Annotated in this window: 14 protein-coding genes; 8 read left to right on the forward strand and 6 right to left on the reverse strand. The window is 55.2% G+C overall.

The window, feature by feature from the left end:
* Position 1: 1 nt before the first annotated feature.
* Positions 2–622 (reverse strand): flavin reductase family protein, encoded by a 621-nt coding sequence (locus DVA44_RS17610; RefSeq protein WP_114387675.1) that lies wholly within the window; start codon positions 620–622, stop codon positions 2–4.
* A gap of 397 nt (positions 623–1,019) precedes the next feature.
* Between DVA44_RS17610 and rnk the strand changes: the two genes are divergently transcribed.
* A complete protein-coding gene (gene rnk, locus DVA44_RS17615; RefSeq protein ID WP_103178653.1) occupies positions 1,020–1,430 on the forward strand; it encodes a nucleoside diphosphate kinase regulator in 411 nt (136 codons plus the stop codon).
* Positions 1,431–1,501: 71 nt separating this feature from the next.
* Here rnk and DVA44_RS17620 read toward each other — a convergent pair whose 3' ends face one another.
* Positions 1,502–2,740 carry a zinc-dependent alcohol dehydrogenase gene (locus DVA44_RS17620; RefSeq protein WP_114315638.1) on the reverse strand — a complete coding sequence of 413 codons (1,239 nt, stop codon included), beginning with the start codon at positions 2,738–2,740 and terminating at the stop codon, positions 1,502–1,504.
* Positions 2,741–2,983: 243 nt separating this feature from the next.
* Here DVA44_RS17620 and uspG point away from each other — a divergent pair, with 243 nt between their 5' ends.
* Complete coding sequence (gene uspG / locus DVA44_RS17625; RefSeq protein WP_246843583.1) at positions 2,984–3,394, forward strand: universal stress protein UspG; 411 nt, start codon at positions 2,984–2,986, stop codon at positions 3,392–3,394.
* A 56-nt stretch (positions 3,395–3,450) separates the two neighbouring features.
* Here uspG and ahpF read toward each other — a convergent pair whose 3' ends face one another.
* Complete coding sequence (gene ahpF, locus DVA44_RS17630; protein WP_114387676.1) at positions 3,451–5,016, reverse strand: alkyl hydroperoxide reductase subunit F; 1,566 nt, start codon at positions 5,014–5,016, stop codon at positions 3,451–3,453.
* 315 nt (positions 5,017–5,331) lie between these two features.
* Entirely contained in the window at positions 5,332–5,895 is a 564-nt protein-coding gene (gene ahpC / locus DVA44_RS17635) for an alkyl hydroperoxide reductase subunit C (protein ID WP_103178649.1), read from the reverse strand.
* Between the two features lie 556 nt (positions 5,896–6,451).
* Here ahpC and DVA44_RS17640 point away from each other — a divergent pair.
* On the forward strand, positions 6,452–6,805 hold the full coding sequence (locus tag DVA44_RS17640; RefSeq protein ID WP_114387677.1) for a hypothetical protein: 354 nt from the start codon (positions 6,452–6,454) through the stop codon (positions 6,803–6,805).
* On the forward strand, positions 6,798–7,712 hold the full coding sequence (locus DVA44_RS17645) for a LysR family transcriptional regulator (protein WP_114315640.1): 915 nt from the start codon (positions 6,798–6,800) through the stop codon (positions 7,710–7,712). Before DVA44_RS17640 ends, DVA44_RS17645 begins: the two co-directional genes overlap by 8 nt.
* Positions 7,713–7,796: 84 nt before the next feature.
* On the opposite strand, the gene DVA44_RS17650 is transcribed toward DVA44_RS17645, so the two are convergent.
* Positions 7,797–8,957 (reverse strand): pyridoxal phosphate-dependent aminotransferase, encoded by a 1,161-nt coding sequence (locus DVA44_RS17650; protein WP_114387678.1) that lies wholly within the window; start codon positions 8,955–8,957, stop codon positions 7,797–7,799.
* Positions 8,958–9,077: 120 nt separating this feature from the next.
* Here DVA44_RS17650 and DVA44_RS17655 point away from each other — a divergent pair, with 120 nt between their 5' ends.
* Genes DVA44_RS17655 through DVA44_RS17665 form a run of 3 tightly spaced genes read left to right on the forward strand, consistent with a single transcriptional unit; the run spans position 9,078 to position 10,917 of the window.
* Positions 9,078–9,692 (forward strand): methylthioribulose 1-phosphate dehydratase, encoded by a 615-nt coding sequence (locus DVA44_RS17655; RefSeq protein ID WP_114387679.1) that lies wholly within the window; start codon positions 9,078–9,080, stop codon positions 9,690–9,692.
* Positions 9,689–10,378: an acireductone synthase gene (gene mtnC / locus DVA44_RS17660; RefSeq protein ID WP_114387680.1), complete on the forward strand. Its 690-nt coding sequence runs from the start codon at positions 9,689–9,691 to the stop codon at positions 10,376–10,378. The genes DVA44_RS17655 and mtnC overlap by 4 nt, the downstream gene beginning before the upstream one ends.
* Positions 10,375–10,917 (forward strand): acireductone dioxygenase, encoded by a 543-nt coding sequence (locus DVA44_RS17665; RefSeq protein WP_114387681.1) that lies wholly within the window; start codon positions 10,375–10,377, stop codon positions 10,915–10,917. Before mtnC ends, DVA44_RS17665 begins: the two co-directional genes overlap by 4 nt.
* A 64-nt stretch (positions 10,918–10,981) precedes the next feature.
* Here the strand turns inward: DVA44_RS17665 and mtnA are convergent, their stop codons facing one another.
* Positions 10,982–12,010, reverse strand: coding sequence for an S-methyl-5-thioribose-1-phosphate isomerase (mtnA, locus tag DVA44_RS17670; protein ID WP_114387682.1), 1,029 nt, complete (start codon positions 12,008–12,010; stop codon positions 10,982–10,984).
* Positions 12,011–12,115: 105 nt separating this feature from the next.
* On the opposite strand from mtnA, the gene mtnK reads away from it, so the two are divergent.
* Positions 12,116–13,315: an S-methyl-5-thioribose kinase gene (gene mtnK, locus DVA44_RS17675; protein WP_114387683.1), complete on the forward strand. Its 1,200-nt coding sequence runs from the start codon at positions 12,116–12,118 to the stop codon at positions 13,313–13,315.
* The last annotated feature ends 40 nt before the right edge of the window (positions 13,316–13,355 follow it).

Here is a 13,355-nt window from a genome sequence, read left to right on the forward strand (position 1 = left end):
CTTACCCTTTTCGCGCGTCCGGGCGGACCAGATCAAAGCGTTGATCCTCGCTAATGGCGAAGTACGCCGTCGGGCCACCGGCGCGCAGCACCGGCTGCGCTTTCGCCGTCTGATAGATCCCGTCCTGCAGCAGGTTTTCGTCAATGTGGATCCCCACCACTTCCCCCAGCACCAGCCAGGTATCGATCGAAGCGCCGCTGGCGGCAGTCAACTGGATACACTGGGACAGGCGGCACTCAAAATTGACCGGACTTTCGGCGACGCGCGGCACCTTCACCAGCTGGCTCTCCGCTTTAGTCAGCCCGGCACGTAAAAATTCATCCTCCCCATGCGCAAGGCTGGCAGAGGTCTCATTCATGGCGCTGGCCAGCTCACGGGTGGTGAGATTCCAGACAATCTCCCCGGTCTCGACAATATTGCGCACGCTGTCCTTCCAGCCGGTGCTGGCAAAACCGATGATGGGCGGATGGTAATTAAAACAGTTGAAGAAGCTGTAGGGCGCCAGATTGGGCCGTCCTTCAGGATCGCACGAGGCAATCCAGCCAATCGGACGTGGGCCAACAATGGCATTGAGTGGATCGTGCGGCAGGCCGTGTCCCTGGGAAGGTTGATAAAAGTACATAGCGCTCTCTGAACAGGTTTGGAATGTAAACCGGCAGGCACGGATTACGCTTCGCTCATCCCCCTGCCCCAAGAGGATCAGCGTAACGCAATCCGTATGAAATGAAGAATGAATATGTGTCGTTTATCGACGCTTATCAGCGGCGCTCACTTTGTAAGGGCGCATAAAAAGGATAATCCAAATCGACGAACGATCACGTTTTTCGTACAAAATTCATACTATCGAGGCAGATGACAGCCCGGAACTCAATCCACGCCATGAATGTGACAGCCATCACTTCAAACCCGGGCGCAGACTCAGTATTATCAGTTAACGTTAAACCCTCGCTACCGGATGGCGAGGGTTTTCTTTTGGCATCTTCTGCGGTTGTCGCAGCATTAACGACATGGAGTAAATAATGTCCAGACCCACCATTATCATTAACGAACTCGATGCTGAACGTATCGACCGCCTGCTGGAGCAACCGGCCTTTGCATCGCTGCCCGTCGCAGATGCCCTGAACGCTGAACTGGATCGTGCCCAGATGTGTGCCCCGCAGGACATGCCGTCCGACGTGGTCACCATGAACAGCCAGGTGAAATTCCGCGATCTGACCACTGGCGAAGTGCGTACCCGCACGCTGGTCTACCCGGCGCAGATGACCGACAGCAGCACGCAACTGTCGGTCCTGGCCCCGGTGGGGGCCGCGTTGATTGGCCTGCGTACCGGCGACACTATCCACTGGGAACTGCCAGGCGGTACCGCCACGCATCTGGAGGTGCTGGAACTGCTCTGGCAGCCTGAAGCGGCAGGCGAATACCTGCGCTAAGCCCATCTGAATAAGCGTTTACGCGCTTAACCCAGAGGATGCCCGGGCATCCTCTTTCCGGCCTTCCGCGATCAGATCACGCCGCCAGGCATAGGGTTGACCAGCCCCGTGACCCGCTCTTTTGCCACTTCCGCGCTTTGTGCACCAGGCACCAGAATAATTTTCCGGCAATCTTCCTGACGTTTATCAAAGATCTCATACCCGCGAGCCGCCTCTTCAAACGGCATATAATGGGTGACGATCTCTTCAGGCGTGAGCAGCCCCTGCTCGATCAGCGGCAACAGTTCACCCAGCCAGGCATGAACGTCAGTCTGCCCCATTTTAAAGGTGAGCCCTTTGTCAAAGGCATCGCCAAACAGGAAACCATGAATAAAGCCGGCATAGACGCCCGGTACGCTGACGATCCCACCGCGTCGTACCGCAGCAATACACTGCCGCAGGGCTTTACCGCTGCTGCCCTCGAGCTTGAGATTGGTCAGCACCGTTTCGGTGGTGCTCCCTTTCGCCTCAAAACCTACCGCATCGATAACAGCATCCACCCCACGCTGTCCCCGGGTCTGCTCAATGATTTTTTCTGCGGCATCGTCGTCGCGATCAAAGTTAATCGGGATCGCGCCGTAACGATCCTGGGCGAAGCGCAGTCGGTAGTCGTGATGATCGACGATAAAAATCTGCTCGGCCCCGAGGTAACGTGCGCAGGCAACGGTCAGGAGGCCTACTGGCCCGGCACCAAACACCGCGACGCTGCTGCCCTGAGTGATCTGGGCATTTTTGGCGGCCTGCCAGGCAGTGGGCAGGATGTCCGACATAAACAGGGCCTTATCATCTGACAGCAGCGGCGGCACCTTAAAGGGGCCAACGTTGCCTTTTGGCACGCGGACATATTCCGCCTGGCCGCCGGGCACACCACCGTAAAGATGGCTATAGCCAAAAAGCGCAGCCGGAGGTGGGATCTGTTTTTTATTCAGGGAGGCACCGCGCCCGCTGTTGGTATTTTCACAGGCGGCATAATGCTGCATGCGGCAGAAAAAGCAGTCGCCGCAGGCAATGACAAAGGGGATCACCACGCGATCGCCCTTAGCGAGGTTTTTCACCTCTCGGCCGGTCTCCACCACTTCCCCCATAAACTCATGGCCGAAGATATCGCCATGTTCCACCTTCGGGATCTTCCCATGATAGAGGTGCAGATCAGAACCGCAGATCGCGGTGGCGGTGATGCGCAGGATAATATCGTCAGCTTGTTCGATGGCCGGATCGGGTACCGTTTCAACCTTAACGTTATGTGGGCCATGATACGTCAATGCTTTCATTCGACCTCCGGATTCAGAGAAAAAATGCGGGCTTACCTTAAAAGGGTAGCCATCAGCGGGGATATACCGGGAAAATGCACGGCTTTGGGATTATTCCTGGCCTGCAAGCGCGACGGCAGAACAGCTACAAGCGGGACGATATTAAAAAATGCCTGCCAGCTATCAGAATTTGCTTATATTTTGTGTTTGAATGGATTAATCGTAAATAAACAGGGAGAAACGGTTATGTACTAGACGATTATTATGCCGGTAGATGTTTTTGAGATGGAATTGAGCGACAAGGCGATTCGCCATGCTGAATTCCTGGCGCAACAGGATGGTATTATTCACTTACTGCATGTTTTACCGGGATCTGCCACCTTCGGATTGCATCGCTTCGCCGCGGACATGCGCCGCTTTGAAGAGCATATCGAAAAAGAAGCACAAGCTCGGTTAAAAACCATGATCGGCCATTTCAGCATCGACTCATCACGACTCAGAACCCATGTCTGTTTTGGTAATGTGCGTGACGTAGTGAATGAGATGGCCAGCGAGCTGAAGGCAGATATCGTGGTGATCGGGTCGCGTAACCCGTCAATCTCCACCCATCTGCTGGGGTCGAACGCCTCCAGCGTGATCCGCCACGCCTTTGTGCCGGTGCTGGTCGTGAGATAAAAAAAAGAGGCTACCTCAGGGTAGCCTCTTTACATTGCAGGTGTTGTCTTACGTTCTTATGCTGTTTTGGTACGAATCAGATGATCAAAGGCGCTCAGTGACGCTTTCGCCCCTTCGCCGGTGGCGATGATGATCTGCTTGTACGGTACGGTGGTGCAGTCGCCCGCCGCAAATACGCCCTTCACGCTGGTTTCACACTTGGCGTCGATGATGATCTCGCCCATGCGGTTACGCTCAATGGCGCCTTCCAGCCAGGTAGTGTTCGGCAGCAGACCAATCTGAACGAAGATCCCGGCCAATGCGACGCTGTGCACATCGCCGCTCACGCGGTCGCGGTACTCAAGACCGGTCACTTTGCTACCGTCACCTTTCACTTCAGTGGTCTGGGCGTTCAGGATGATGTCGACGTTGTTCAGGCTGCGCACTTTATCCTGCAGAACCTGATCGGCTTTCATCTCCGGCGCAAACTCCAGCAGCGTAACGTGCTCCACGATACCGGCGAGGTCGATGGCCGCTTCCACACCGGAGTTACCGCCACCAATTACCGCCACGCGTTTGCCTTTAAACAGCGGGCCGTCGCAGTGTGGGCAGTAGGTCACCCCTTTGGTGCGATACTGCTCTTCGCCAGGCACGTTCATGTTGCGCCATTTCGCACCGGTGGCAATGATGACGCTGCGCGCTTTCAGCACCGCACCAGACGCTGTCTCAATCTCGTGGAAGCCGCCTTCCTGCGCCGCAGGCACCAGTTTGCTGGCGCTCTGGCTGTCGATCACATCCACTTCATATTCGCTGACGTGCGCTTTCAGGGCGCCAGCCAGTTTCTGACCTTCGGTTTTAGGTACGGAGATGTAGTTTTCAATATCTACTGTATCCAGTATCTGGCCGCCAAAGCGTTCGCCCATCAGACCGGTGCGAATACCTTTACGGGCAGAGTAAACCGCAGCCGCCGCACCCGCAGGGCCGGAACCGACGATCAGCACATCATAGGCATCACGCTTGTTCAGCTCTTCTGCCGCACGTTTTTCAGCGCCGGTATCCACTTTAGCGACGATTTCAGCCAGCGTCATACGACCCTGACCAAACTCTTTACCGTTCACAAATACCGCCGGAACGCCCATCACGTTACGATCGGTGATTTCGTTCTGGAACACCCCACCGTCGATGGCGGTGTGTTTGATGCGCGGGTTCAGCACCGCCATCAGGTTCAGCGCCTGCACTACGTCCGGGCAGTTATGGCAGGAGAGCGAGTAGTAAGTTTCAAACTCAAAATCCCCGTCGAGGTCGCGGATCTGCTCAAGCAGCGCCAGGGCCTCTTTCGACGGATGACCGCCGGTCCACAGCAGGGCCAGCACCAGTGAGGTAAATTCGTGTCCCAGCGGAGAACCGGCAAAGCGCGGCCCCTGGGTTGAACCTGGGTTGGTGATCAGGAAAGAGGGTTTACGCACCGCAAGCGCGTTATCTTCCTTAAAAGTGACCTTTTCGGACAGGTCGGCAATTTCCGCCAGCAGTTCCTTGATTTCTGCCGATTTAGCGCTGTCATCCAGCGTGGCAATCAGCTCAACAGGTTTGGTCAGCTTCTCAAGGTAGGCTTTGAGCTGGGTTTTCATATTTGTGTCGAGCATTCTTTATCTCCTGCTTAAAAAACATCATCATGCAAGCGGCCTAATCCTGGCTGCCTGAGTGCAACTTGCATCATGGTGCTGGAATGAAATGGGCGCGGATGCGCCCATTGAATGCCGGGTGGCACTTCGTTTACCCGGCCTACGTTTTGTAGGCCTGTGCAAGCGCAGCGCCGCCGGGCGTTGCAAACGAATTTCCAAAGTGGTTCGCGTCAGAGCAAGGCGGCTAGCCTGTGAGTCCCCGGGAGCTTACATAAGTAAGTGACCGGGGTGAGCAGGCGACGCCAACGCCACTATGGCGCGAAATACGACGGAAATTTAGATTTTGCCAACCAGGTCCAGGGATGGAGCCAGAGTCGCGTCGCCTTCTTTCCATTTCGCCGGGCAAACTTCACCTGGGTGAGAAGCAACGTACTGAGCAGCTTTCACTTTACGCAGCAGGTCAGATGCGTCGCGGCCGATGCCTTCAGCTGTAACTTCTACCGCCTGGATGATGCCCTGCGGGTCAACGATGAAGGTACCACGGTCTGCCAGACCCTGATCTTCACGCATGTTGTCAAAGTTACGGGTCAGGGCGCCAGTTGGGTCGCCGATCATCGCATATTTGATTTTCGCGATGGTTTCAGAGCTGCTGTGCCATGCTTTGTGAGTGAAGTGGGTGTCAGTAGAGACAGAGTAGATATCTACGCCCAGCTTCTGGAACTCGCTGTAGTGGTCAGCAACGTCACCCAGTTCAGTCGGGCAGACGAAAGTGAAGTCAGCTGGATAGAAGAAGAAGACGCTCCAGCGACCTTCGGTATCTTTCTCGGTAACTTCGATGAATTCACCGTTTTTGAACGCCTGGTTTTTGAAAGGTTTGATTTTGGTATTAATTAAAGACATCTGTACTTCCTCCGTGTTTTCGTTGAGGTGTAAGGTACCTAACTTTGCCGATCCGAGCCAATGCGTTTGCATTATCAAATCAATCAGCGATACCTAACAACCCTGCACAAGAAACTGCGTGAACTAAAAAAGTAAAAAGGCCGCCTTGACGGCGGCCCTGATACCCGACTAACCCGAGGGCTCTTCGGTGCCAGCCACGCTGGCGATGTGTTGCGCTCTACATGACCTTTAGCAAGGCCGTAACAGCGAGGAGGATTACACCACCCACCCCAGCAAAGGGCAATTAGGATAGACGTTGTAATACCTATGGCTGTGATAGGTTTTATCTAATCGTCTCTTTACTGTTGATCTTATAAGGATTTAAAACGTACCTCTCACGCTCTCACCACTCTTCGTCCATACTAGAGAATAACTCGCATCGTTACCCTTTATCGCCGCCATAAGCTCTGCCACAACCTGGCGCGATTATGCAAAGTCCAGCAGTGAAACGCCCCTGAAAGCTTCTCCTGATCCGACATCTGTACGTTTAATAAACCTGAAAGGTCACGAAGCCATTATGGATGCTTTAGATGCCGTAGCCCCTCCAGCTATCTATTACATGAATAATGAGAATACATTACAAGAAATCGCAGGATTGTCAGATGCTGAACAGCTCAAATTAACGGTGGCTGCCCCCTTACAAAGAGTCCAGGGGGAATATCAATATCCCTCCCCATTTTATTTGACCAAAATTATTCACTTCTGGGCCAGCTTGTTTATTCAATTAATCTGCAACCATGATATATTAAGTACAAATTCAAGCGTCGTTAAGTCAGCCATTCTAATGGATGATGAATATCTGGCTAACCTCTATAGTTATATTATCTATGCCACTTATGGCAAACAGCTTATCAGGATGAGTTATGGCTAACCTTTATGACCTCAAAAAATTTGACTTAAATCTTCTGGTGATTTTTGAGTGTATATATCAACACCTTAGTATCAGTAAGGCTGCGGAGACGCTTTTTATTACCCCTTCCGCTGTCAGCCAGTCCTTGCAGCGGTTGAGAAACCAGCTCAACGATCCGCTCTTCATCCGGGCGGGAAAAGGCATCACCCCGACCACCGTTGGCATCAACCTGCATAAACATCTGGAAGAGAACCTGAACCAGATTGAGCAAACTATTAACATCATGCACTCCTCCTCGCTCAAAAAGAGCCTGACGGTATACGCGCCACAGGCGCTGACGCCGGACCGCCTTTTCGGGCCGATGAAGTTGCTGATTCGTGAACACAATTATGAGATTGAGTACCACGATCTGTTGCTGTCTAAAGATAGCGCTGACGATCTGCTGGCCTACCGCAAAGCCGATCTGGTCTTTTCCTTTTCATCCATAACGAATCGTTCGATTGTCTGCAATCACTTCCTGACTACTCCCGTAGTGATGGTCTGTCGACAGGGGCACCCCCGCATCGGCGAGTCGGCAACCCTGGAGCAGTTAAACGAAGAGAAGTTTACCTATTACATGATCGACGAATCCGGAATAAACCACTTACGTGCAGAATCGCATCAACATTTCCCGGATAGAAAATTTGGTTTTCGTAGTGACTCCTTCTTCTCGCTTATTAACATGATCAGCTCCTCCAATTTGCTGGGGTACATACCTGAAGTTGCCTACATTCAATACCGCGACGTACTTAAACTCCAAAAAGTCAATATCCCTTTTTCGCTGCCCGATCTGAACATTTATATGATGTACAACCGGACTGCTATAACAAGTAAGGTTTTTTCGAGTTTCATCGAGCAACTCAGCTCAGATGGCTTTAAGTATGATTAATGCTGGTAATGATCACCTGCGTCATTATATATATGCCAGATTAATAATTCTGGCATATTGAATCCAGTTATTTAGTTCGCAGACTTATAATGCGCAAAGGCGTTTTGCCGCGGCCAGCAGAGTGCTTTCCTGTTTAGCAAAACAGAGACGAATTAATTTATGCGGGAACGGGTCGGCGCAGAATACCGAAAGAGGGATGGCTGCGACGCCCGCCTCTTTCGTCAGCCATTTGCAGAAAGTGACGTCATCCAGATCGGAAATCGCACTGTAGTCCGCCAGCAGGAAATAGGTGCCTTCGCAGGGCAAAATCTCCAGCCGGCTGTCTCGCAGCGCGTCGATAAACAGATCCCGGCGGGCACGATAAAAATCCGGCAGCTCACGGTAATGTTCTGGCTGGTTACGCAGCATATCGGCAATCGCCAGCTGTGCCGGGGTGTTGACCGCAAAAGTCAGGAACTGATGCACCTTACGCAGTTCGGCGCTAATAGCCGCTGGCGCCACGCAGTACCCCACCTTCCAGCCGGTCATATGGAACGTTTTGCCAAACGAGGAGACGGCAATCGCCCGCTCGCGCAGCTGTGGATGCGCCAGCACGCTGGCATGCCCCGTTTCTGCAAAGCAGATATGCTCGTACACTTCATCGCTCAACACATAGATTTCGCGTTCCGCAATGGCCTGCCAGAGCGCGGCAAAATCCGCCTGCTGCCATACCGTGGCAGAAGGATTGTGCGGCGTATTCAAAATCACCAGCCGGGTTTTGTCACTTAGCAGCGCCGCGAAGGCCTGCCAGTCCGGGCGAAAATGCGGCGGCTGGAGCGCCACGCGTTTCACCACGCCACCCGATAACGCAATCGCAGGGGCATAGCTGTCGTAGCTTGGGTCAAAGCAGATTACCTCGTCGCCGGTACGCACCAGGGCGGTGATCGCGGCGTAAAGGGCTTCGGTCGCCCCGGCGGTGACGGTGATATCGCTGTTGGCATCTGGTCGATAGCCATACAGTTCCGCGGTTTTATCGGCAATCGCTTCGCGCAGCGGTTGCGCCCCCGTCATCGGCGCATACTGGTTGGCGCCGTTCGCCACATGGTAAGCCAGCCGCTGTTGCAGATAGTCCGGGCCATCGAAATCGGGAAAGCCTTGCGACAGGTTAATCGCCTTATACTGCTGCGCCAGGGCGCTCATCTGGGTGAAGATGGTGGTGCCAAGACCTGGAAGTTTACTCTGTGGAATCAACGCGTTATTACTCATTTCAACGGGCCTGTATGTAATACATATGTTGCTGCCACTATAACACGATGTTAGTATTTGGCAATCAAGACGCTTAGACGTCTAAACCATAATGATATTCCTGCCGAAGAGGTAAAAAGGATGACAGACAACCTGCAACTCAACGCCCTGGTAGATGCCTGCCACTGGATCGGCGCAAAAGGCTGGGCGCCCGCCACCGGCGGCAATATGTCCGTACGGCAGGATGAGACCTGGTGCTGGCTTAGCGAATCCGGTAAAGACAAAGGCAGCCTGACGCCCGCTGACTTCCTGCAGGTTGAGATCGCCACCAACCGCGCCCCCTCCGGGCGTAAGCCTTCCGCAGAAACTGGCCTGCATACTCTGATTTATCGCCTTTTCCCGGAGGCCAACGCGGTGCTGCATGTGCATACGGTCAACGCCACGGTGCTCTCCCGACTGGTGAAAACGCCGGAGCTACGCCTCAGCGGCTTTGAGATGCAGAAATCACTCCGCGGCCAGACCAGCCACCTCGATACGGTGCCCATCGCCGTGTTTGATAACGACCAGGATATCGACGCCCTGGCCTCGCGAATCGCCCATTACGCTCAGGAACGTCCGCTGAATTATGGTTTTCTTCTGCGCGGTCATGGCTTAACCTGCTGGGGAGGCGACGTGGCCGAAGCCCGGCGTCACCTTGAAGGCCTCGAATTCCTGTTCGAGTGCGAGATGCGTTTACGACAACTGGAGAGAGTATGATTCGCGCGATTGTGACGGATATTGAAGGCACCACCAGCGATATTCGTTTTGTCCACAATGTCCTGTTCCCTTATGCGCGCGAGCGGCTGGCGGCCTTTGTCAACGCCCAGCAGTATGCCGAACCGGTCAACACCATTCTGGATAATCTGCGCGAAGAGATTGCCAGGCCGCAGGCCAGCACCCGGGATCTGATTGACACCCTGTTCGCCTTTATGGACGAAGACCGCAAATCGACAGCGCTAAAAGCGTTGCAGGGGATCATCTGGCGGGAGGGTTACGTCAACGGCGACTTCACCGGTCATCTCTATCCGGACGTTCTGCCCTCTCTCGAAAAATGGAAAGCGCAGGGCATTGATCTCTATGTTTATTCCTCCGGCTCCGTGGCGGCGCAGAAACTGTTATTTGGCTACAGCGACGAAGGTGATATTACTCATCTGTTCAGCGGCTATTTTGATACCCATATCGGTGCCAAACGCGACGTGCAGTCTTATCAGAATATTGCGGCCCAGATTGGCGCAGCCCCCTCGCAGATCCTCTTCCTGTCGGATATTCATCAGGAGCTGGACGCCGCGGAACAGGCCGGTTTTCGCACCCTGCAGCTGATTCGCGGCGATGAGGACGGTGCCAGCCACCACCATCAGGTGCATCAATTTGACGACATCAATCCGGAGCAGATCCCTTCATGAGCGCATTGACCATTTATTCAGATAAAGAAGCCAGCCAGCCGCAGTGGCACAGCACCGACGCTGAGGCGATCCAGCAGCAGCTGAACGCCCGCGGCGTCCGCTTTGAGCGTTGGGAAGCCGACCGCGATCTGGGCCGCGATCCGTCGCCGGAGACGGTGATTAATGCCTACCAGCACGCCATCGATAAGCTGGTGGCGGAAAAGGGCTACCAGAGCTGGGATGTCATCAGCCTGCGCGCGGATAATCCTCAAAAAGAGGCTCTACGGGCGAAATTCCTCAATGAACACACCCACGGTGAAGATGAAGTGCGTTTCTTTGTCGAAGGTGCGGGGCTGTTCTGCCTGCACATTGACGACCAGGTCTATCAGGTTTTATGTGAGAAGAACGACCTGATCTCCGTTCCCGCCGGTACGCCGCACTGGTTTGATATGGGCTCTGAGCCGAACTTTACCGCGATCCGGATTTTCGATAACCCCGAGGGTTGGGTAGCGCAGTTTACGGGCGATGCGATAGCGGATGCGTATCCGCGGTTGCCTTAAGGTGCCCTGCCCCGGCCTACAAACGGTTGTAGGCCGGGTAAGCGTTAGCGCCACCCGGCATTATTCAGACCGCACTTCCCCCAAAAGCCCCCTTCGCCACCTCGTCAGGCGTCACCACCCCGCTATCCAGCACCCAACCGCTAATTAACGCCGCAGGCGTGACGTCGAACGCCGGGTTATAGACCTGCGCCTCTTCCGGCGCCCACTGCACCGCACCGAAGCTCCCCGCCGCGCCTGTCACTTCCCGGGCATCGCGCTGTTCAATGGGAATCGCCTCCCCGTTCGGGCAGTTCGGATCGAGCGTGGTTTGCGGGGCGGCTACATAGAAGGGAATACCGTGGAATTTCGCCAGCACCGCCAGGGAGTAGGTGCCGATTTTATTCGCCACATCGCCATTAGCGGCAATGCGATCCGCCCCCACCCACACCGCGTCCACCTGGCCTTTCGCCATCAGGCTGGCTGCCATTGAATCGGTGATAAGACTATACGGCACGCCCAGCTCGCCCAGCTCCCAGGCCGTCAGCCTGCCGCCCTGCAACAGCGGACGGGTCTCATCCACCCAGACGTTGCTGACGTTGCCCTGCTGATGCGCCAGAGCAATCACCCCCAGCGCCGTGCCTACGCCCGCCGTCGCCAGCCCGCCGGTATTGCAATGGGTGAGCAGGCGGCTGCCGGGCTTCACCAGCGCGCTGCCCGCATGGGCAATCGCGTCGCAGAGCTGCCTGTCTTCTTCAATCAGGCGCAGCGCCTCTGCCCCCAGCGCCGGGACAAAATCCTCCTGCCACAGCGCCTGTTTCATGCGGTCGAGATTATTCATCAGGTTGACCGCCGTCGGACGCGAGGCGCGCAGGGTCTCCAGCGCCACCGCCAGTTCATCCCGGCTGTGGCCGTTTTCCGCCAGCAGCGCCAACAGCAGGCTGGCAGACAGGCCAATCAGCGGCGCGCCGCGCACGCGCAGGGCGTGAATATGCCCCACCAGCGCCTCTACCGTTGTCGCATCCAGCCAGCGTTTCTCCTGCGGAAGCGCCTGTTGGTCGAGAATAAATAGCTGATTTTCCGTCACCCGCAGGCTGGTCGTCTGTAATCTCTGCATGTCGTTAATTCTCTGTTGCGTTGTTGTAGCACATTGTGTCAGGATAAAATTCAGATGTATAGACGTCTAAATGTCTTTATTACCGGAACAGATGAGGAACAGGCAATGTCGCAATACCATACCTTTACCGCTCAGGACGCCGTAGCGTATGCCCAACAGTTTGGCGGCCTCGACGATCCCACCTCGCTGGTGGAGGCGCAGGAGGTAGGCGACGGTAACCTCAATCTGGTGTTTAAAATTTTCGATAACGCAGGCGTCAGCCGCATCATCGTTAAGCAGGCCCTGCCCTACGTGCGCTGCGTGGGGGAATCCTGGCCGCTGACACTGGATCGCGCCCGCCTCGAAGCACAAACCCTGGTGGAGCACTATCAGCACAGCCCGCAGCACACGGTCAAAATCCACCACTTCGACCCGGTTCTGGCGGTGATGGTGATGGAAGACCTCTCCAGCCATAAGATCTGGCGCGGGGAGCTGATTAAAAATGTGTTTTATCCCCAGGCGGCGCGTCAGCTGGGGGAATACCTGGCTCATGCCCTGTTCCACACCAGCGATTTTTACTTGCATCCGCATACCAAAAAAGCGCAGGTGGCAAAGTTCCTCAACCCGGAAATGTGCGAGATCACCGAAGATCTCTTCTTCAACGATCCGTACCAGATCCACGCGCGTAATAACTACCCGGCGGCGCTGGAAAGTGATGTCGCCGCCCTGCGCGATGACGCCCAGCTGAAAATTGCCGTCGCCGCCCTGAAACACCGCTTCTTCTCCCAGGCCGAAGCACTGCTGCATGGCGACATTCACAGCGGCTCAATTTTTGTCGCCGAGGGCAGCCTGAAGGCCATTGACGCCGAGTTCGGTTATTTCGGCCCGATTGGATTTGATATCGGTACCGCCATCGGCAACCTGCTGCTGAACTTCTGCGGCCTGCCGGGCCACCTCGGCATTCGGGATGCAGCAGCCGGGCGTGAACAGCGCCTGATCGATATCCAGCAGCTGTGGACCACCTTCGCGGAACGTTTCCAGGCGCTGGCAACGGAGAAGTCCCGCGATGCGGCGCTCAGCGTGCCGGGTTATGCCAGCGCGTTTCTGAAAAAGGTCTGGCACGACGCCATTGGCTTCTGCGGTACCGAGCTGATCCGCCGCAGCGTGGGCCTGTCACACGTGGCGGATATCGACACCATCCGTGATGACGAGATGCGTCACGAATGCCTGCGTCACGCCATCACCCTTGGTAAAGCGTTAATCGTCATTGCCGACCGTATCGACAGCGTGGATGAGCTGGTGGCGCGGGTACGTCAGTACAGTTAGGTGCGGTCTGTTTGCCCGGTGGCGGCTTCGCCTTACCGGG

The sequence above is a fragment of the Leclercia sp. W17 genome, from assembly GCF_003336325.1.
GTDB lineage: Bacteria > Pseudomonadota > Gammaproteobacteria > Enterobacterales > Enterobacteriaceae > Enterobacter.